The sequence below is a fragment of the Bacillus sp. JJ1532 genome, assembly GCF_036965085.1.
GTDB lineage: Bacteria > Bacillota > Bacilli > Bacillales > Cytobacillaceae > Cytobacillus.
The window spans coordinates 42,280-63,243 of sequence record NZ_JBALOW010000016.1 but is presented as its reverse complement, the minus strand read 5'-3'; the positions used below and the strand labels follow the sequence as shown (position 1 = coordinate 63,243).

General features: G+C 37.6%; 22 protein-coding genes and 1 other annotated feature. All 22 genes read left to right on the top strand.

Annotated elements, in window-relative coordinates:
* Positions 1-172: 172 nt before the first annotated feature.
* The 22 genes from V7122_RS07305 (at position 173) to rplU (ending at position 20,954) form a co-directional block, all read left to right on the top strand.
* Complete coding sequence (locus tag V7122_RS07305; protein ID WP_335345773.1) at positions 173-1,003, top strand: hypothetical protein; 831 nt, start codon at positions 173-175, stop codon at positions 1,001-1,003.
* Positions 1,004-1,033: 30 nt separating this feature from the next.
* On the top strand, positions 1,034-2,347 hold the full coding sequence (locus V7122_RS07300) for a hypothetical protein (protein ID WP_335486265.1): 1,314 nt from the start codon (positions 1,034-1,036) through the stop codon (positions 2,345-2,347).
* A gap of 22 nt (positions 2,348-2,369) precedes the next feature.
* Positions 2,370-4,031, top strand: coding sequence for a GspE/PulE family protein (locus V7122_RS07295; protein WP_335486268.1), 1,662 nt, complete (start codon positions 2,370-2,372; stop codon positions 4,029-4,031).
* A gap of 11 nt (positions 4,032-4,042) precedes the next feature.
* Positions 4,043-5,083 carry a type IV pilus twitching motility protein PilT gene (locus tag V7122_RS07290; protein WP_335486271.1) on the top strand — a complete coding sequence of 347 codons (1,041 nt, stop codon included), beginning with the start codon at positions 4,043-4,045 and terminating at the stop codon, positions 5,081-5,083.
* Between the two features lies 1 nt (position 5,084).
* Positions 5,085-6,290: a type II secretion system F family protein gene (locus V7122_RS07285; RefSeq protein WP_335486274.1), complete on the top strand. Its 1,206-nt coding sequence runs from the start codon at positions 5,085-5,087 to the stop codon at positions 6,288-6,290.
* Between the two features lie 107 nt (positions 6,291-6,397).
* On the top strand, positions 6,398-6,829 hold the full coding sequence (locus V7122_RS07280) for a type IV pilin protein (protein ID WP_335486277.1): 432 nt from the start codon (positions 6,398-6,400) through the stop codon (positions 6,827-6,829).
* A 38-nt stretch (positions 6,830-6,867) separates the two neighbouring features.
* Positions 6,868-7,617: a prepilin peptidase gene (locus V7122_RS07275; protein WP_438824000.1), complete on the top strand. Its 750-nt coding sequence runs from the start codon at positions 6,868-6,870 to the stop codon at positions 7,615-7,617.
* 21 nt (positions 7,618-7,638) lie between these two features.
* Entirely contained in the window at positions 7,639-8,631 is a 993-nt protein-coding gene (gene pilM / locus V7122_RS07270; protein WP_335486280.1) for a type IV pilus biogenesis protein PilM, read from the top strand.
* 2 nt (positions 8,632-8,633) lie between these two features.
* A complete protein-coding gene (locus V7122_RS07265) occupies positions 8,634-9,263 on the top strand; it encodes a hypothetical protein (RefSeq protein WP_335486284.1) in 630 nt (209 codons plus the stop codon).
* Positions 9,260-10,012, top strand: a complete 753-nt coding sequence (locus V7122_RS07260; protein ID WP_335486287.1) for a pilus assembly protein PilO — start codon at positions 9,260-9,262, stop codon at positions 10,010-10,012. Before V7122_RS07265 ends, V7122_RS07260 begins: the two co-directional genes overlap by 4 nt.
* Before the next feature lie 108 nt (positions 10,013-10,120).
* Positions 10,121-11,203, top strand: a complete 1,083-nt coding sequence (locus V7122_RS07255; protein ID WP_335526155.1) for an SPOR domain-containing protein — start codon at positions 10,121-10,123, stop codon at positions 11,201-11,203.
* 348 nt (positions 11,204-11,551) lie between these two features.
* Positions 11,552-12,127, top strand: a complete 576-nt coding sequence (locus V7122_RS07250) for a Maf family protein (RefSeq protein ID WP_335486293.1) — start codon at positions 11,552-11,554, stop codon at positions 12,125-12,127.
* Between the two features lie 56 nt (positions 12,128-12,183).
* Positions 12,184-12,873 (top strand): RadC family protein, encoded by a 690-nt coding sequence (gene radC / locus V7122_RS07245; RefSeq protein ID WP_335486297.1) that lies wholly within the window; start codon positions 12,184-12,186, stop codon positions 12,871-12,873.
* A gap of 170 nt (positions 12,874-13,043) precedes the next feature.
* Positions 13,044-14,060 (top strand): rod shape-determining protein, encoded by a 1,017-nt coding sequence (locus V7122_RS07240; protein WP_335345760.1) that lies wholly within the window; start codon positions 13,044-13,046, stop codon positions 14,058-14,060.
* 140 nt (positions 14,061-14,200) lie between these two features.
* The gene (gene mreC, locus V7122_RS07235) at positions 14,201-15,085 is read left to right on the top strand and encodes a rod shape-determining protein MreC (protein WP_335345759.1); all 885 of its coding nucleotides are present in this window, start codon (positions 14,201-14,203) and stop codon (positions 15,083-15,085) included.
* Complete coding sequence (gene mreD, locus V7122_RS07230) at positions 15,082-15,597, top strand: rod shape-determining protein MreD (protein WP_335345758.1); 516 nt, start codon at positions 15,082-15,084, stop codon at positions 15,595-15,597. The genes mreC and mreD overlap by 4 nt, the downstream gene beginning before the upstream one ends.
* Positions 15,598-15,744: 147 nt before the next feature.
* Positions 15,745-16,422, top strand: coding sequence for a septum site-determining protein MinC (gene minC / locus V7122_RS07225; RefSeq protein WP_335345757.1), 678 nt, complete (start codon positions 15,745-15,747; stop codon positions 16,420-16,422).
* A gap of 1 nt (position 16,423) precedes the next feature.
* Positions 16,424-17,227: a septum site-determining protein MinD gene (minD, locus tag V7122_RS07220; protein WP_335345756.1), complete on the top strand. Its 804-nt coding sequence runs from the start codon at positions 16,424-16,426 to the stop codon at positions 17,225-17,227.
* 146 nt (positions 17,228-17,373) lie between these two features.
* On the top strand, positions 17,374-18,150 hold the full coding sequence (locus tag V7122_RS07215) for a M23 family metallopeptidase (RefSeq protein ID WP_335526154.1): 777 nt from the start codon (positions 17,374-17,376) through the stop codon (positions 18,148-18,150).
* On the top strand, positions 18,143-19,009 hold the full coding sequence (locus V7122_RS07210; RefSeq protein WP_335345754.1) for a M50 family metallopeptidase: 867 nt from the start codon (positions 18,143-18,145) through the stop codon (positions 19,007-19,009). The genes V7122_RS07215 and V7122_RS07210 overlap by 8 nt, the downstream gene beginning before the upstream one ends.
* A gap of 21 nt (positions 19,010-19,030) precedes the next feature.
* Complete coding sequence (locus V7122_RS07205) at positions 19,031-20,491, top strand: Rne/Rng family ribonuclease (protein WP_335526153.1); 1,461 nt, start codon at positions 19,031-19,033, stop codon at positions 20,489-20,491.
* 49 nt (positions 20,492-20,540) lie between these two features.
* Positions 20,541-20,632: a sequence feature (ribosomal protein L21 leader region), on the top strand.
* A 13-nt stretch (positions 20,633-20,645) separates the two neighbouring features.
* Positions 20,646-20,954, top strand: coding sequence for a 50S ribosomal protein L21 (gene rplU, locus V7122_RS07200; RefSeq protein WP_066292891.1), 309 nt, complete (start codon positions 20,646-20,648; stop codon positions 20,952-20,954).
* Positions 20,955-20,964 lie beyond the last annotated feature (10 nt).

The following is a 20,964-nucleotide window of genomic DNA, read 5'->3' as shown; positions in this document are numbered from 1 at the left end:
TCCAACTCAAAGAAAGTACAATCTTCTCAAACACTCTCATTTATTATACAATATGAATCATCCATGAAAAGTTCTATTTAGGTCTTTTTTAGTAGTTTTTGAAAAAATGTAACATTTTGCCTGCAGTTTTTGTGATAAATTGGGATTATAATTTTTTTGGGGGTGTAGAGGAATGATAACTGCTATATTTTTGATAGTTTCGTTGTTAATTCTTACGCCCGTATTGCTTTTGCTGCCGATTGGGTTTCCTAAGAAGTGGAAACTTGTTCTTATTGGTGTTGCATTCTTACTAGCAAATGTAGGACTAATGGCTAATATGCAATTACCAATATATCAAACGATATTGATTATTTTTCTGCTTTGTTTTTTAATTACCCTTTTGATAGAGAAAAGAATAGTGAATGTTACTCAAACGAAAGTAGATTCTAAGCCGATAGAGAAGAAAATCATATCCATAGAAAAAGAAACTTTACATAGAGAAGATGAGAAACCAAATATAGTCATAGAAAAAGAAGCTTTACCCACTGTGCTAAATGAAGTAGCTGCAGCTAGCGAAATTCCTCAAGAAGAGGATGACTTAATGGAGCAGGAAAATTCTCTCTATGAGGAAGACGAGGCTTCTGAGGAAATTCAAATAGTTGCACAAAAAATATTTGATACTGAAACTCCGGTAGATCCTCTAGACTTAGATGAGGATGTTTCATTTCTAGAGAATCGGGTAGCAACGATCACTACTAATGGAGACGTGAGCAGTACAAAGCATCAGGAGAATAATTCTGAAAACGCTTATATGTCAGAAATTGAGAAATTACTCGAAGAAAATGATATAGGGTATGAGGAAACAGAAGAGATGCCTAAAACAATTGATCATGTTCCTCAACCTGTAATGGAAGAATTAGAGGAAATTGTGTTTACTAAAGAGCTTCAAATAGAAGAAGATAATGAGGAAAAAACTGATTTGGATGAAGAAATTGAGATTGAAGAACTAGTATTTCATAAATAAGAGATAAGCAATTGAAGGGGAGTTGGCTAGGTGAAAAACAAGCAAGGAATTAAAATTTTTATTGTGCTTTTCCTTTCTACATTTTTTATCTTTGCCTTCTCGCATTACGGTGCTTCCGCTTTCAATTCGATTATCAATAATGCTGACAACTTTGATGAGAATACAGTGGTTGGAAATGTTAACATTTCGGGCAAAAATGAATCAGAGGCGATGAAAGCTGTAGATGAGCAGCTAACCCTTTGGTTAAATGAAATGGTAATAAATATTCATTTTAAAGAAAATCAGATTCAGTTAGACAATGCTTTGTTTCGTTTTAATATTACTGAATCAGTTAAAACAGCACAAAATGGGCAGCAGAATACGGTAATTGTCCAATTTGAAGAGAACACGTTAGAAGATTCTATCTTGAATTCTTACCCTTTAATAGATTCCCGATCTATTGATTTTGAGAAATTACAGACAGATTTGTTAAAAAGTGCAACACGATTACAATCTGAACAACTTGAATTAAAGCTTGAAGACTATATTACAAGTTCAAGTATTAATGAAGATGTTGTAATTCATGAAGTTCAAGTTAAAACAGATGTAGTTTATTTTAGCAGTATATTAGAAAAGCCTATTGAGATTCCAGCTAATAATAGGTTCTCTTTACTTAAGCTAATAGAAGAAAAAGGGTTTAACAATATGTCTGCAGATGCTCTAAATGCCATAGCCTCTGGCATATATCAATTAATTTTGCCGACTAACTTTGCAATTATTGAAAGAAATATCGGGAATGAAAAGCCTGAATATATTCCATTAGGTTTTGAAGCAAAAGTAGATTCACAAAAAAATATCGATCTTATTTTTGTTAATCCGAATGAAATACCATACGAAATTAATATGCAGTTTTTTGACAGTGTGTTAATCCTTTCGCTCAAAGGGAAATCCTTTTTAAATAAGTATGAGGTTATTTCAAATGATGAACAAAGCTTTAAACCCAAAATTATAAAACAGTATAATTCCTTGTTAAAGCCTAGTGAAAAAGTGGTTGAAAGGCAAGGTAAAGAAGGATTATTTATTAAAGTTTTTCGAGAGATTTATGATGAAAAAGGAGCACTTTTAAGAAGTGAAGCTATTTCAGAAGATTTCTATCCTCCAATTCATCAAATTGAAGTGTACGGTCTCATCAATAAAGCCGATGTTGAAGCTAGCAGACAGGCAGAAACTCGTTCCGAAAATACTGAGTCCTTAGATGATAATCAACAGAGTAACAATAGCAATCATATGGATGAAGAAGCAATTGGAGAAGTGATTAAATCAAATAGTGATCTCTGGGGCAAGCCATTTGAAAAAATGAAATAATCATATAAAGCAGGGATAGTATATGAAACAAAATCGGCAGCGGCTTGGTGATTTACTTGTAAATGCTGGCCTTATTACAGAAGAGCAGCTCCTAGTAACATTAAAGGAAAAAAGTAATGGGCAAAAGCTTGGTGATGCCCTTCTTCAAAGGGGATTTATTACAGAACAGCAGCTTATTGAAGTACTTGAATTCCAGCTCGGCATTCCACATATAAGCCTGTATCGCTATCCATTTGATACAAAGCTATTTAATATTATTCCAAAAGAGATAGCAAAGCGTCAGCTCTTAATTCCTATGAAAAGAGACGGGGACAAGCTGTTTGTCGCTATGGCTGATCCAATGGACTTTTTTGCAATTGATGATTTACGTCTGTCAACAGGATTCCAGATTGAAACGGCCATTGCAACGAAAGACGATATTTTAAGAGCGATAAACAAGTATTATGACATCGATGAGGGCTTTGAGGAGCTACTGGGTGATGATTCGCAAACTGAGACAGTTCAAGAAGAAAAGATAACAGATCAGGATTCACCAATTGTAAAATTAGTGAACCAAATATTATCGAATGCAGTTACGATGAAAGCTAGTGATATTCACATTGACCCACAGGAAACGAAGGTTGTTGTTCGTTACAGAATTGATGGGGTCCTAAGAGTAGAACGTGTTCTTCCAAAGCATATGCAGGGTGTTCTGATTGCTAGGATCAAAATAATTGCAAACCTAGATATTACAGAGCACCGCATCCCGCAGGACGGGAGAATAAAAGTAAACCTTGACTTCCATCCTGTTGATTTACGTGTTTCTACATTGCCTACTGTATTTGGCGAAAAAGTGGTTATGCGGATTCTCGATTTAGGCAGCTCTTTAAATGATATCAACAAGCTAGGCTTCAATAAATTAAATTTAAAGCGATTTAAAGACATGATCGAAAAGCCAACGGGAATTGTTTTGTTAACAGGCCCTACAGGTTCTGGGAAATCATCCACTTTATATGCGGCATTAAACCAGTTAAATAGTGAAGAAGTGAATATTATTACGATTGAAGATCCGGTTGAGTACCAACTTGAGGGTATTAATCAAATTCAAGTAAATTCCAATATTGGGATGACATTTGCGGCAGGATTGCGCTCTATTCTTCGCCAAGACCCAAATATCATTATGGTTGGTGAAATTCGAGATAAGGAAACAGTTGAAGTCGCTATACGAGCTTCACTTACAGGGCATTTAGTATTAAGTACTCTCCATACGAACGACTCTATTGGTACCATTACTAGATTAATGGATATGGGAGTAGAGCCTTTTCTAGTTGCTTCGTCACTTAGTGGAATTGTTGCCCAAAGACTTGTCAGGAGAATTTGCCGAGATTGTGCAGAGGTTATTGCACCTTCTAAGCGAGAGGTAGAGATTTTTGCAAAAAGAGGGATGAGTGTAAATAATGTCACTCGCGGTCGAGGCTGTTCATCATGTAATATGACAGGCTACAAAGGTAGGATTGCCATTCATGAGGTGCTTGTCGTTAGTGATGATATACGACGCACGATTATGAATGGAGAATCAATTACTAGATTAAGAGAATTAGCAATAAAAAATAAAACGATCTTCCTTATCGATGATGGCTTGTTAAAGGTAAAACAAGGACTCACTACTACTGAAGAAGTATTACGAGTCGCGATACTTGAATAGGGGTGCGAGGAATGAAGGAAAAAATAGATTATTTATTACGCGCCGCATTTGAATTGAAAGCATCAGATTTGCATTTAACCGTTGGTGTTCAGCCAATTCTTAGAATAAATGGAGACTTGAAAAAATACGGAAAAGAACCATTATTGCCTGACGAAACGGAAGGCATGGCAAGGGCGATTATTCCTAAGCATATGTGGGAGCAGTTTAAGGAAAAGGGAGAATTGGATTTCTCCTATGGTATTCCGGGTGTTTCCAGATTTCGTGTGAATACATATCACCAAAGATCGTGTATAGCAATGGCTATTCGGGTTGTACCGACAAAAATTCCAACGATTGAGGAGTTAGAGCTGCCGAATATTTTACGAAAAATAGCCGAAAAGCCACAAGGCCTTGTCCTAGTGACTGGCCCAACAGGAAGCGGTAAATCTACGACACTAGCTTCAATGATCCAGTATATGAATGAAACGATGCGAAAGCATATTATCACACTCGAAGATCCAATTGAGTATTTGCATAAGCACGGCAATTCAATTATTGATCAGAGAGAGGTTGGCTTTGATACGAAGAATTTTGCCAATGGCTTAAGGGCGGCATTACGCCAGGATCCTGACATTATTTTAGTTGGTGAGATGCGTGATTTGGAAACTATTCAAACTGCGATTACGGCTGCTGAAACGGGGCATTTAGTGTTAGGGACATTGCACACATCCAGTGCGCCATCGACAATAAATCGGATTATCGATGTATTCCCACCTTCTCAGCAGCCGCAAATTCGAATTCAGCTTGCTTCTGTTCTAGTGGCGATTATTTCACAGCGGCTCTTTCAACGAGAAGATATTAAAGGCCGGAAAGCTGCAACTGAAATATTAATTAATAATTCGGCAGTAGCTAATCTTATTCGAAATGAAAAAATCCATCAAATCGTGAATATTATGCAAACGTCACGTGGGCAGGGAATGCATACACTTGAGAGCAATATTAAGAGTCTAATTCAGTCCGGCATCATCTCTAAAGACATTGCAGAACCATTCCTGCAGGAGATGTTAACTTAAAATGGGAAGATATAAATATTCCGGCCGAAATCGTAAAGGGAAAATAGAAGGAATAATCAACTCAACATCGAAAAGGGAAGCAATGTTTAAGTTAAGGGAGGAAGGAATTAGGGTTTTAGAGATCGCTGAAGTGCCTGAATCCTTCTTAACAAAAGATATTTCAATTGGAAATCCTGTTAAGCTACAGCACTTTGTTATTTACTTAAGACAATTTTCAACATTATTAAAAGCAGGGATATCTGTAGTAGAATCTACAAAAATACTATCTGTGCAAACGGAAAGTAAAGCGTTGAAAAAAGCGCTGTTGGCTATTGAAGGAGATTTAAGAGAGGGAAATCCACTCTCGGACGCCGCTGCTAAACATAAAAAAATCTTTACTTCGATGTTTATCAATATGGTTCGTGCAGGTGAGGCAGGCGGTAATATGGATGAAACGCTTGAAAGACTTGCTGAACATTTTGAGAAACAGCATAATACTAGGCAGAAAATCAACTCTGCCCTTGCTTATCCAATTGTCGTGGGGATCGTGGCAATTGCTGTTGTTATTTTTCTTTTAGTTTCGGTTGTGCCGACATTTGTTGCAATGTTTGAAGATTTCGGAGGAGAATTGCCAGCCATTACGAAGTTTGTTCTGAGCGCAAGCGAATTTATGCAATCTTATTGGTGGCTAGTTTTAATCTTTTTTATCAGTTTGGTAATTATGATTATAATCCTGAGGAATAATTCGAAGACAAGATATTATTTAGATTATATAATTCTAAGAATCCCTATATTTGGAAAGATGCTGCAAAAAGCAGTAATCGCAAGAATGACAAGGACATTAAGCTCGCTATTTACGAGTTCTGTCCCCATATTACAGGCCATGACGATAGTTGAAAAGGTTGTTGATAATGAAGTTATGGCAAGGGTTATACGGCAATCAAGAGCTTCTCTTGAAAAAGGTCAATCATTAACAGAACCAATGAAAAAGCACTGGGCCTTTCCTCCTCTCCTAACACAAATGATCGCTATTGGGGAAGAAACAGGTGCTTTGGACGCCATGCTTGGTAAAGTAGCTGATTTCTATGAAAAAGAGGTAGAAAACAGTACTGATAGAATTAAATCTCTTATTGAACCGTTAATGATTGTTTTCCTTGCGGGCATTGTCGGAACGATTGTGACATCCATAATGGTTCCAATGTTTGAGATCTTTAATCAGGTCGGATAATGTTTTCAAAAAATTAACATTTTATATCTATTATTTTTATTAGCGTCTAGTATAATTAAATTTAGGTCTTATGTCATAATTTGATATTAATAGAGAGGGAGATTAGTATGTTGAAAAGAATTGGAAAGAGATTGAAGGATCAGCGTGGGTTGACGTTGGTTGAATTGTTGGCGGTAGTTGTAATTTTGGGGATTATAGCGGCTATTGCAGTTCCAAGTATCGGAGGTATAATTGAAAAGTCTAAAGAAGATGCAGTGAAGGCTGAGGCAGTACAAGTTTTAAATGCAGCAAAGCTTTATACAGCTTCTAATAACGTTGTAGGATCAATTACCTTATCACAAGGAACCGCTGCAGGAACGGGGGTTGGTAACTTGGATAATTTTTTAGATAACCCAGGCCCTTATTCCATTACTATTACTAATACAGCTGGGAATGTAGACTATACAGCTGTTTCAGTTACAAAAAATAATATAACAATGACATTTGCTACTGAACAAGTAGTATTAGATGGTAAACCAACAACAACTACAAAAAAATAATTGTTGAAATAGAATATTAAAAATATAGGAGTATTAGGTTGATTTTACTTATAATTTTTTTATATGGAATATTTCTCGGCTCCTTTTTCAACGTGGTCGGCCTCCGAGTCCCACAAAACCAATCCATTGTGGCACCGCGTTCAGCCTGTCCTAATTGCCATCATCAGCTCAAACCTCATGAGCTGATACCGGTTCTATCATACATCATCCAAGAGGGGAAATGCCGCCAATGCAAGGTGCGCATTTCTCCTATTTATCCATTAATGGAGCTGCTAACTGGATTGCTGTTTGCGGCAGCGCCGTTAATATTAGGTTGGTCAAGTGAGCTGTTTGTTGCTTGGACGTTAATTTCATTATTTATGATTATTTTTGTATCTGATATCAAGTATATGATTATCCCTGATAAAGTTTTACTCGTGTTTACAGGGATTTTTTTATTAGAACGGATTCTTATTCCTCTTGAACCATGGTGGAATTCCCTCCTAGGGGCAGCTGTTGGTTTTTCCCTCCTGCTTTTTATCGCAATTATTAGTAAAGGAGGTATGGGGGGAGGAGATATTAAGCTTTTTGCCCTTATTGGCCTTGTGGTTGGATTGAAAGTAGTTCTATTATCTTTCTTTCTAGCAACCTTATATGGGGCGGTTTTTGGTATAATTGGATTATTAACCGGGAAGCTGAAAAGGAAAAATCCAATTCCGTTTGGTCCGTTTATTGTTGCAGGAACACTGACTGCCTATTTTTATGGAGATTTGATCCTCGAAAGTTACTTTCGCTTATTTGCATCTTGATTTTAGTAAGGGGTTTAATAAATGGCACTTTCCCTTTTTTTGCGAAAAAACCGTATCATTAATCTGATTATTAATGACTATTCGATTCGGTTTGTCGAATTGAAGCAAACGAATCCGCTTAGTATCCACAGATGGGGAGAGCGGTTTATTCCGTTTGGGATTGTCAGAGACGGAAAAATAATTGACCATGAAACATTAGAAATGATTCTTGAAGAATGTCTTGCTGATTGGAAAATTCAGAAGCGCGCTGTTCGATTTATCGTTCCTGATTCCTTTGTCATTATTCGAAAGGTAAATATTCCTGGCGATGTCAAGGACGATGAAACCAATGGCTATTTATATCTAGAACTTGGCACTATTATTCATCTTCCATTTGATGAGCCTGTATTTGACACGTATACGGTGAGAAAAGAAAAAGATAAAAAAGAAATTTTAATATTTGCTGCACAGGAAGAGAATGTCTTAGACTATGCTGGACTACTCACGAATGTAAAGCTCGTTCCTGAAGCTGCTGATGTTTCTTCACTTTCTCTTTATCGGCTTTATCATCATTTAGGGATGCCTGATCAAGATGAGCAGCTCTTAATGATTCAATTTGATATTAATATGGTAAACCTCTGCATTTTTGAGAACCAGCTACCTCTATTTATGCATCATTTAGTATTCGATTTTGAAGAAGATAAATGGGAGATCAAATCAGGCAGGAACGGGTCACATGAGCTTCAATATAACGGGGATCCAGAGGATTTGCTTTTTCAACTTGAGGACATATATAAAGAGATAAGTAAATTCATGGATTTCTACCGATATTCAATTAATCAGGGAAAACAGCAGGTAACCAAAATTTTCTTAAATGGTGATCATCCTTACCTTGATATCATCAAAAAAGAAGTGGAAAACCGATTTGACCTTCCACATCAATCGATTAATGCAAACTCAATTCCTTCAGCAACAGAAGAAAAGCTGCCAAGATCTCATTATCTGACTCTTGGGCTTGCATTGAAAGAGGTGTAAGCATGCTCATCGAAATCAACCTATTGCCAAAAAAGGAATCGAGGAATAAATCTCTTGTCATGTCAGCTTGTGTGTTGGTTTTTATTTTGCTTTTGGGAATCGGATCTGCTGTTTGGGTTGGGCAAAGTTATAAAGGAAAAATTGACTCTATTTCACAGCAGCAAGCACAAATACAGAAATTAATTGCTGTGGAGCAAGAAAAAGTGGCCAATGCGGAGTCCCTTAATTCATTGGAAGAACTCGAAAAGGCAGTAAGTTGGGCTCAAGATTACCCGATCAAAACAGTACCTATACTTAGGAAGTTTACCGCCCTATTACCAGAAAGAGGCTTTGTTCAAACCATTAACTACGAGGAAACGGGTAATATTGTGTTAACTGTTCAGTTTGATACAAGTCGCGAAGCGTCCTATTACTTAAAATCAATGCTGGATTCAGAATGGATTGAAGATGCTACTATCAATACTTTAACCACTATTGATATAACAGAGGAAAATAGCGACCAAGAACACATTTTTGAGCCAGATAAAGAAAAAATTCTGCCTCGTTACCTTGCTGAATACGAGATTATTATAAATCGATCGGTTATTAAACAGGATGTAGAGTTAGTTGAAAATGGGGGGAATGAATCATGACCCTTCTTTCTTCAAAAAAAGAAAAATTTATAGGGATTACTGGCTTTATCATATTAGTCTTAATTTTTTTAGGTATCTACTTTCTTTATATTCAGCCGCTAAGGTCTACGCTAGCCAGTAAACAACGGGAGTTGCAAACGGAGGAACAGCTGCTTGCGGTTATTGAAAGTCAGATTAAAAAAACAGACTCTAATACGTATGAAGGAACAGAAGCACTTCAAAAAAAAATCCCCGTAAAGCCGCTGGTTGAACAACTGCTTCTTGATATTGAAAAGGCTGAAACTGTATCAGGGAGTTTTGTTTCAAATATGGAGTTTTCAACAGATGAAAAGGAAGAAGATGCACAGGGTGAAACAAATGATTCAATTTTAGAAGAATCGTCAACCAATCAAGAGGAAGAAGAAAATTCAAACATTCCAATGCCAGCTGGGATGAAAAAAACAACAGTTTTACTAACCGTTAAATCCTCTAACTATTTTGAAATGGAGAAATTTATCGAGTCGCTAGAATCAGAAAATAGGATCATCCTTGTTGAGACCCTTAATATTTTCGGTCAGGATGAGATTGTTTCTACAGATCAAGAAAAACAGACGATTGAATCGGAAATAACCATTTCCGCTTTTTACATGCCGGCATTAACTGACCTGAGAGATCAGCTTCCAAAAATGGAAGTTCCAAAGACAAGCGATAAAAAGAATCCGTTTAGCATGTCTGGAAATATTTCAAATAAAGCAAATAAAGAACAATAAAAAATTTGACGAAAATCCCCCGTAACAAGACGACAAAAGTCTTGTTATTTTTTTTTTTCGATATGTTAGGATGAAACATAATCATCAATCGACATGGAAGGAGGACGAATGGTGGAAGGCCGGGAAAAAGGTAGAACCATTACGATAAAAATAAATGGCGAGCATCGGTCCTACGAAGAAAACCTTGTGGAAGAAAATCAAAAAGAGGATATAAAAATTGAGCATTTACAACAGGAAGGCAGAACAGAAAATTGGGACAATATGTCTTTGGAAGAATCGGCAGCCGCTAAGGAAACAGCTGATGATGATAGCTTTGATTGGATTCTGCCAGAAGACACGATAGAAGAAACAGATTTAAAAGAGTATAATATAGCTGCACAAACGAAGAAATCTAGTAAAAAAGGAAATGGGACATTCGGCCAAAGCTTTAAAAAGAATAGGCATAAGGGATTTCTCACATCCGTATTCATAACAGTATTTTTTGCTATTTTACTAGGGACAGGCTTTGGATTTATCATGTTAAAGCTAGTCATCACTGAAAATTCAGCAGAAATTGAACAGCCGGTTATTGCCGAGCCAGCCGTAGAGGAAGTGGTCAAACAACCTGAAGGTTCTGAAACAGCCGTTTTACAACCTCTATCAACCTTTGTTATCCAAGGTGGTGTTTTCTCTAATATTGAAGCAGCTAGGCAAATCGAAGGGGATCACATACAAAAAGGAATCCCTTCAAAGGTTATTGATATAAATGGACAGGCCGTACTTTATTTAAGTATTGCCTCAAGTATTGAAGAAGCCAAAGAAATAGGGAATCAATTCAAGGACAAAGGATATGAAGCTTTTGCAAAACCTATCACTTTAGATGAGAAATCACTAGAGGGGCTTCTAGCAGTGGAGAAAAAAATAATCGATGCTGCCCCCGGTATTTTTCAAGCTATCGCAGAGGGAGCAACGGAAGCAGCTACGAAACAAACATTATCTGATGCTAATGTTGATAAGATAGCAGCCCAAATTGAAAGCATAAAGACCGATAAAGGTGATCAGATAAAAAACAAAGGGATCATTTCTTTAAATAATGAACTAAATCATGCCCATCAACAGTTAATGGCATATAAAGAGTCAAAGGATTCCGCAGCTTTAACAAAGGTTCAACAGCATTTACTTGAATTTTTTTCGGTTTATCAAGCATTGTAAAAGTACATATTTTCGTGTGCATAAAAAAGTAGTTGAAAGGTTAATTATGTTTTATAAATGAAAGTTCAAGTGCCTATATAGTACCTAAATGCTTTTAAGTCTAACAAAATCAAGTTTCGACATTAACCTCCCTTAATCGAATATTTTCTGGGAAATAACGCACATTATTGGAGTCTGTTCTTACTTTTTCGACAGACTCCTTATTTATTTTGATAAGGTAAAGGGTTAAAGTGGTTAATCGCATTAAAGATTTATTATTTGTTGGAATAAAATTGTTTGTCCTGCTGAATTTTGGTACGATATAGATGTATCTCCCGATATGATACAAATTTAAGGTAAGGTGATTATATGAAAAACCTCATTCTAGCCTCTTCTTCTCCACGACGAAAAGAACTTCTTGAAAATCTTCATTTAACCTTTGAAGTATCCAGCAGCGATGTCGATGAAAGCTTTGACCCGGCATTAACACCGGGTGAAATTGTCATGGAGCTCAGCAATAGAAAGGCAAAGGCAGTAAGTTTACAAAACCGAGAGTCATTTGTCATTGGTGCAGATACGGTAGTAGTTCTTGAAGGAGCCGTATTAGGAAAGCCGAAGGACAGAACAGAAGCCTACACGATGCTAAAAAGTCTATCGGGTAAAACTCATTCTGTCTATACAGGGGTATCCATAATCGCACCGGAAAAAGAAAAGAATTTCTATGTGAAAACAGATGTGGTGTTTTGGGAGCTTTCAGATGAAGAAATAAATGCTTACATTGACACCAGTGAACCCTTTGATAAGGCAGGAGCATACGGGATTCAAGGCTTCGGAAGCGTTCTCGTCAAGGAAATCAATGGCGATTATTTTTCTGTTGTTGGTCTGCCAGTATCAAGGACAGTTCGTGAATTAAGAAATGCAGGATATTCCCAACCATTTCCATAAACAGCGAATTCATCTTAATCTCCCTCGCGCCCATGTGTAAGGGAGGAAATGAAACAATGGAAACACAAAGCTTAATGATCAAGGATTTTCCGCAGGATGAACGTCCAAGGGAACGCTTTATCCAAAATGGACCTCAAAGTTTATCTACCCATGAACTTGTTGCCATCCTTCTTCGTACCGGTACAAAGGATGAATCAGTTCTGCAATTATCTAATAGGCTCCTTACTCACTTTGAAGGCTTACGGCTATTAAAGGATGCAACATTAAATGAAATCACTTCCATAAAAGGCATTGGTACAGCAAAAGCCATTCAGCTTTTGGCAGCCGTTGAAATTGGCAGAAGAATATCCAATTTATCTTATGACGACCGTTATACGATCCGCTCTCCAGAGGATGGGGCAAAATATGTCATGAACGACATGCGCTTCCTATCTCAGGAGCATTTTGTTTGTCTCTATCTAAATACAAAAAATCAAGTTCTTCACAAGCAAACGGTTTTTATCGGCAGCCTAAATGCCTCGATCGTGCACCCAAGGGAGGTATTCAAAGAAGCGTTCCGACGTTCAGCTGCTTCAATCATCTGTGCCCATAATCATCCTTCTGGTGATCCCGCGCCAAGCAGAGAGGACATTGAAGTAACGAAAAGGCTTTCTGAGTGCGGAAAAATAATTGGCATTGAGGTGCTCGATCATCTTATTATTGGAGAAAATAAATTTGTGAGTCTGAAGGAAAAAGGGTATTTATAGCACTATGTTTTTATTTGACGATAAGCTATAATATTGTTTATGCTTTTTTACGTGAATGATTATAATCACCTATTCGAAAAGTAACTTTTTTATGAAAATAAATATACTAGTCAGCTAGCAGCTGGCTCTGTTCATTTTCGCATTTCGTATCAGAAAGGGAGATACAAACGATGTTTGGAACTAAGGATCTTGGAATTGATTTAGGAACGGCTAATACACTTGTATATGTGAAGGGAAAAGGAATTGTAGTAAGAGAGCCTTCAGTAGTTGCTTTGCAAACAGATACAAAACATATTGTGGCTGTGGGGAATGATGCAAAAAATATGATCGGCCGGACACCAGGGAATATCGTAGCACTTCGCCCAATGAAGGATGGGGTTATTGCTGATTATGAGACAACAGCCGTCATGATGAAATACTATATTAAGCAAGCAAATAAAAGCAAAGGACTGTTCTCTGGAAAGCCATATGTGATGGTTTGTGTACCGTCAGGGATTACTGCAGTTGAGCAACGTGCAGTTATAGACGCTACTCGTCAGGCAGGTGCTAGAGATGCATACCCAATTGAGGAGCCCTTTGCAGCGGCAATTGGTGCAAATCTTCCTGTATGGGAGCCTACTGGCAGCATGGTCGTTGATATTGGTGGAGGAACAACTGAGGTAGCGATCATTTCTTTAGGTGGTATTGTAACTAGCCAGTCCGTTCGTGTAGCTGGAAATAATATGGATGAAGCGATTATCAATTACATTCGTAAACACTATAATCTTTTGATTGGTGATCGTACATCTGAAACGATTAAGGTCGAAGTTGGTTCAGCGGGTGATCCTAACGGTATCGATAATATTGAAATACGCGGACGTGATCTTTTAACTGGACTTCCTAAGACTATTGAAATAACAGCTGAGGAAATTTCTAAAGCTCTGCATGACACAGTTTATGCCATTGTTGACGCTGTAAAAGTAACACTAGAGAAAACGCCACCAGAGCTTGCAGCAGATATTATGGATCGCGGGATAGTTTTGACTGGCGGAGGCGCCTTACTTCGAAACTTGGACAAGGTAATTAGTGAAGAAACGAAAATGCCAGTATTAATTGCTGAAAATCCGCTTGATTGTGTAGCGATTGGTACGGGAAAAGCACTGGATCACATTGATTTATTTAAAAATAAATCAAGGGATTCCCGTTAATATCATGATTGAAGCCCATTCACCTAAAATAGTGACTGGGCTCCAATCGTGTTTATGATAAGACAGTTCCTAGATCTTGTTTTAGATATACAATGCTCTTCGTACATTTCTTATATAAATAGTAAATTGAGGTGTTAAAAATGCCACAATTCTTTTTGAATAAACGCCTGATTCTTTTGCTTGTTAGCATCATTATTCTCGTGGCATTGATTGGGTTTTCATTAAAGGAACGTGAACAATTAAGCTGGCCAGAGCAATTTATCAAGGATACCACTGGATGGATTCAAACTGCCATTTCACGCCCAACTCATTATGTTGCTGGTTTCTTTGAAAATTTGCAAGACTTGCAAAATACATATACAGAAAATAAAGAGTTAAAAAAGCGGCTGGATGAACTCGCACGTCTTGAAGCAGATGTACAAATGTTTAAAAAGGACAATGCTGAGCTTCGTGAAATTCTTGATAAAAAGGAATCGTTAAGTGAATTTGATCCAATACAAGCTACAGTAATTGGAAGAAACCCTGACCGATGGACCGACCTTCTTATTATCAATAAAGGGTCTAAAGATGGCATTAAACAAAATATGGCTGTCATTACTGCAAATGGTTTGATCGGGAAGGTGAAAAGCAGTCAGCCTCTAACTTCTACAGTACAGCTATTAAGTGCGATGGATCCGACAAATCGTATATCGGCTGAAATTCAGGCAGATGGAAATAGCTATTATGGCCTAATTGAAGGATATGACAAAGATAAAGGACTTCTATTACTGAAAAGGATTCCATTTGATGCAAAAGTAGAAAAGGGGCAAAATGTCATTAGCTCCGGTAAGGGCGGGGTATTTCCAAAGAATCTTCCGATTGGAAAGGTAGTTGAAGTTGCACCTGCTGAATATGGACTAACTTTAACAGCTTATGTGAAGCCAGGGGCAAATTTATATGATATTGAGCATGTGATGGTTGTAAATAGGAAAGCTTTACAGCCTGACTTGGAAGAAATGATAGATGATAAGGAGGAGGAACTGTGAGAAAATTCCTTCTTCCTCTTTTATTCATTTTGATTTTCATTGCAGAAAGCATTTTTGTAGAGCTAATGCCTGAAAAAGCTTTTGGAGAAGCTTATATTATTGTGCCCAGGTTTTTAATAATTGCTTTAACTTTTCTAACAGTTTATGGACCTGGAAAATATGGGATCATTTATAGCTTCTTTGTTGGACTTCTATTTGATATTGTTTATACCGAAATTATCGGGATTTATTTGTTTATGTTGCCATTAGTTTCCTATATTATTCTGAAGCTAATGAAAATATTACAAACCAATATTGTCATTGTTTCAATTGTTGCCTTGATTGGGGTGCTGCTTCTGGAGTTAGGAGTTTATGAAATGTATTTCCTAATTCATCGAACCAACATGCCATTTTCTACTTTTATGTCACTTCGTTTTTTGCCAACAGCGATTTTTAATTTAATTTTTATTATTATTGCAGCTTATCCACTCAAAAAGCATTATGATAAACTAGTAGCAAGCTTGGATATATAATACCGTTCATTGTAAAAATTAAATTCCCACACTTTCTATCAATGAATTCTTATCTTAAAAAGGATTTTTTAGTCTTTCTGTCGAATTCTTTTTATTTATGGAGCGTATAAAGCGCTTGCGCTTTTCTTATGAGGTGAACATCTTGACATGAAGAAATTCCAAAATATAACGATTAAAGGGACAAAGGATGGGTTAATACTCCATCTCGATGATTCCTGTTCTTATGAAGATTTAAAAAAAGAGTTAGATATTAAGCTTTCTGAAAGCTCGAGATCACGTGAAGATCGCCTAATCACAGTAAAGGTTCAGGTTGGCAACAGATATTTATCGAACGATCAGGAAGAAGAACTAAAAGAGCTAATTCGACAAAAGAAAAATCTTGTTGTAGATTCAATCATTTCCAATGTCGTTTCGAAAGAAGAAGCAGCAAAATTAAAAGAAGAAACCGAAATTATACCTATTGCTAGAATTATTAGGTCTGGTCAAGTATTACATGTACAAGGCGATCTCCTCCTCGTTGGGGATGTTAATCCTGGAGGGACAGTGATTGCAGGCGGAAATATTTATATTATGGGGACCTTAAAGGGGATAGCACATGCGGGCTTTTATGGAAATAAAGAAGCAATTGTTGCAGCATCTAGCATGAAGCCTTCACAATTGCGCATTGCATCTTGTATAACAAGAGCTCCTGATCAAAATCAGGACCAGGAAAAAAGAGAAATGGAATGTGCTTACATAAATGAACAAGATCAAATAACAGTAGATAGATTACAAGTGTTGATGCATCTAAGACCAAACATTACGAGATTGGAAGGGGGACAATAGGATGGGAGTAGCAATTGTCATAACATCAGGTAAAGGTGGAGTTGGAAAAACGACAACTTCAGCTAATATTGGAACAGCTTTAGCTCTGCAAGGAAAAAGAGTTTGCCTCGTCGATACAGACATTGGCCTCCGTAATTTAGATGTGGTGATGGGACTTGAAAACCGTATTATCTATGATTTAGTCGATGTATTAGAGGGACGGTGCAAGATTCATCAGGCACTTGTAAAAGATAAACGGTTTGAAGATCTGCTTTATTTATTGCCTGCCGCACAAACGAGTGATAAAACCGCAGTCACTCCTGAGCAAATGAAGGTACTCGTTAATGAATTAAAGCAAGACTATGATTATATCATTATTGATTGTCCTGCAGGTATTGAGCATGGATACCGCAATGCAGTTGCAGGTGCTGATAAAGCAATTGTTGTGACAACACCAGAAGTTTCAGCTGTTCGAGACGCAGACCGTATTATTGGTCTGCTTGAAAAAGAAGAAAATGTTGAAGCGCCAAGGCTAGTGATTAACCGGATCCGCAGTCAAATGATGAAAAATGGGGATATGCTCGATGTGGATGAGATTGCCGCTCATCTGTCTATCGAATTAATAGGCATTGTGGCAGATGATGATGAAGTCATTAAAGCTTCAAATCACGGAGAACCAATTGCATTAAACCCTAATAGCAAAGCTTCTATTGCTTATAGAAACATTGCCCGCCGAATATTAGGAGAATCGATTCCCCTCCAGCCTCTGGAGGAAGATAATGTAGGCGTTTTCTCAAAAATTAAAAAGTTTTTTGGTGTCAAGTAAAAGTCAGGGAAATTCCTTGGCTTTTTTATTTTAAATAAATAGCCTCTCGTTTCTTCTTCTAGAAGATTCAATTTATTTCAAGTCATACTCCCATTGGACAACTCATAGACTTGTACAAAAGAATCGTAAGGGAATGGTGGGGGCGTATGAGATCACGAGCAGACGAAATACGAAAGCGGATGGAACGAAGAAAAAGAGAACGAGAGCGAATGTCAAAACCGATAACAAAACAAAATCTGTGGACGGAAGATGAAGAAAGATATGGCTTTGATAGGATTTCTTCGTATGACGGCAAAGGGGAAGAAAGCTTTCATCCTTTATTCCGAAAAGAACATTTCTTATTTAAAATACTTGCCTCTGCATGCCTATTTTTAATTATCGCCATCATGTTCAAAAACAATGCTGGAACCTTTGAACCTGCGAGGAACTTTGTCATGAAAGCGATGGAAAATGACTTTCAATTTGTGGCTGTTGCGAATTGGTATGAAGATAAATTCGGCAAACCCCTTGCCCTTTTACCATTTAAGGATGAGAAGGAAGGGAAAAAGGAGTTATCCCCAAAAACGGAGTATGCTTTGCCGGCTTCAGCTAGAATTCTTGAGGATTTTCAAGAAAATGGGCAGAGAATTACAATTGAAACGAGCAAGGATGCTGCTGTTATCGCCATGAGTGAAGGTTTAGTTAAATTTGCGGGGAAAAAGGACGGCTTTGGAAAAACCGTCATTATTAGCCACGCTGATAATAGTGAATCATGGTATGGGAATTTAGAGGAAATTAACGTGAATCTCATGGAGTATGCTGAAAAAGGCACTGAATTGGGTAAGTCAACTGCAATGGAGGATGGAATGAAGGGTTCCTTTTATTTTGCTATTAAAAAGGGTGATGATTTCGTTGACCCGATACAGGTGATCCCATTTGAATAAATTTGCAGGATTGATAAAATATATTTATATTCACCCGCTTCTTTGGGTTGTTATTGGATTAGCTGTGATGACCGCTCATTTTATAGAATTGTCTCTGTTTTTGCTAATAATTTTTGTTCATGAAATGGGGCATGCGGCAGCAGCGTCTTTTTTTTCGTGGAGGATTAAAAGGATTGCCTTGCTGCCATTTGGTGGGGTTGCGGAAATTGAGGAGCATGGAAATCGCCCTTTAAAGGAAGAACTGATTGTTATCCTATCAGGGCCTCTCCAGCACATTTGGATGATGGGGGCTGCTTACCTTCTTTATGAGCTTTCATTTCTTTCAGAAGGCATGTACGAGCTGTTCATTCAGTATAATTTAATGGTCTTATTATTTAATCTGCTGCCCATTTGGCCGCTTGATGGTGGAAAAATCGTTTTTCTATTCTTATCCATCTATCAATCATTTCCAAATGCACATCGGAGAGCTTTGCTAATTTCTGCTGTTTGTACATTGCTTTTTTCAGTTTTTATCTTAATATTTTCACCAATCAATTTAAATATTTGGGTAGTGATCGCCTTTTTGTTATTTTCACTGTACCATGAATGGAAACAAAGCCGTTACGTTTTCATGCGTTTTCTGCTTGAAAGATATTACGGGAAGAATAGTGACTTTCGTCAGCTAAAGCCCATTGTAGTGAAAGAGGATGAAATGGTTATGCATGTGCTTGAGAAATTTCAGCGCGGCTTTAAGCATCCGATTATTATTGAAAAAGACGGGAAAGAAAAGGGTTCAATGGACGAAAACGAGCTTTTACATGCTTATTTTACGGAAAAAATGGTAACATCCCGTATTGGAGATCTACTCTATGTTTATTAGAAGTTAAAGTGAGGAACTATTTTGTATACATTGATTATTAATCATTTAACTAGGGAAAAACGGTTTGCTTTAGTAAAAAATAATGTGGTGGAAAAGCTATTTATTCAACAGCCGAAGCAACAGTCAGCTATAAGCAAAATTTATTTAGGAATAGTTGAAAAAGTGCTACCCGGAATGAATGCCGCCTTTGTGGATATTGGCGAGGAAAAGAGCGGGTACCTACATCGGGATAAAATGGCATCTTTTGTACAGGCAGAGGAAGATGGAGCTAAAAGTGTTTCTTCCTATGCTCATCAAGGCGAAAGGCTGCTTGTTCAAGTAGAAAAGGATGCAGCAGGAACAAAGGGACCGCGTCTCTCTGGTATCATTGAGCTGCAAGGAAATCATTTAATTTACATGCCTCGTGGACGTTATGTCGCCGTATCCAAAAAAATTGAAGATAGCCAAGAAAGAGAAAAGCTGCGGGAGCTTGGCCATGAAATGAAGGAGCCAGAAGAGGGTCTTATTTTTCGAACATCTTCAAAAGGCACACAAAAAGAAATGTTAATAGCCGAGCTTGAACAGCATCGGCTTAAATATAAGGAGATCCTTCAAACGGCTAGTGTTGTAAGAAAGCCAGGATGTGTGCTGGAGCGAAATTCATTGATTGATGAAATTTCTGAGGAGATAGAAAGATTAGAAATAAATGAAATTATTGTGGATGATTCCGCTTTTAAGGTTGAGCTTCAGAAGAAATTTCAATGCTCCATTCAGCTATATAGTGGAAAAGAAAACATTTTTTCTGCTTATAGACTTGAACATGAAATTGAAAAAGCGTTAAAGAGAATTGTATGGCTGGAAAATGGTGCCTATCTAATTTTTGACGAGGCGGAGGCATTAACGGTCATTGATGTGAATACAGGGAAATACTCGGGTATACAAGACCTTTCGGATACGATATTAAAGACAAATGAATGGGCAGCAGTTGAGGCCGCTAGACAAATTCACCTTCGCGATATTGGCGGTATGATCTTAATCGATTTCATTGATATGAAGAAGGAAAAGGATCGGCAGCATATTATTAGCTTGTTAGAGGGTGAGCTTAGGAAGGATGAGAGACGGACAAAAGTAATAGGCTTTACACCGCTCGGAATCCTGCAATTAACGCGGAAGAAGACTAAGCCTGCCCTATTAGAATCCTTGACGATGAAGTGCCCAAGCTGTGAAGGGGCAGGTCGTGTATTAAGTCCAGAGTCAATCGCTTTTCGCTTAGAAAGAGAGCTATGGGAGCATAAAGGCGGGGACTATGAGGCCGTCTTCATAGAAGCTACACAAGATGTTCAAAGGACCTTCTCTGGAGAGAAAAATGTCCACAAGGAAAGAATGGAGGAATTGCTCGGTCTAGAGATTATTTTTAGCGGCAGTGATTCTTTAAAACCAAGTTATGAGATTCGGCAATATGGAACTTCAGCTGATTTAAGAAAAAAGCTAGAATCCAATTGACATTTCGGGGCAATTTATGATAGGATTTTCATGTTATGTTTGTAGCGCACCCGTGCTACAACCGCTCAGAACAGGTTATAAGCTTTTGCATTACTTTCAAGTAATGTAAGACGCCTGATGATGGCGAGTCTTAGTCTAAGAGGAGGTGCAGTTCATGTACGCGATTATTGAAACTGGTGGCAAGCAAGTACGTGTAGAAGAAGGTCAAGCTATCTACATCGAAAAGCTAAACGCAGAAGCAGGCGAAACAGTAACTTTTGATAAAGTTCTTTTCGTTGGCGGAGACAATGTAAAAGTAGGAAGCCCTGTTGTTGAAGGAGCTACTGTTACAGCTAAAGTTGAAAAGCAAGGCCGTGCGAAGAAAATTATTGTTTTCAAGTACAAAGCGAAGAAAAACTATCGCAAAAAGCAAGGTCATCGTCAGCCATACACTAAAGTTGTGATTGAAAAGATCAACGCTTAAGGCGATTAAC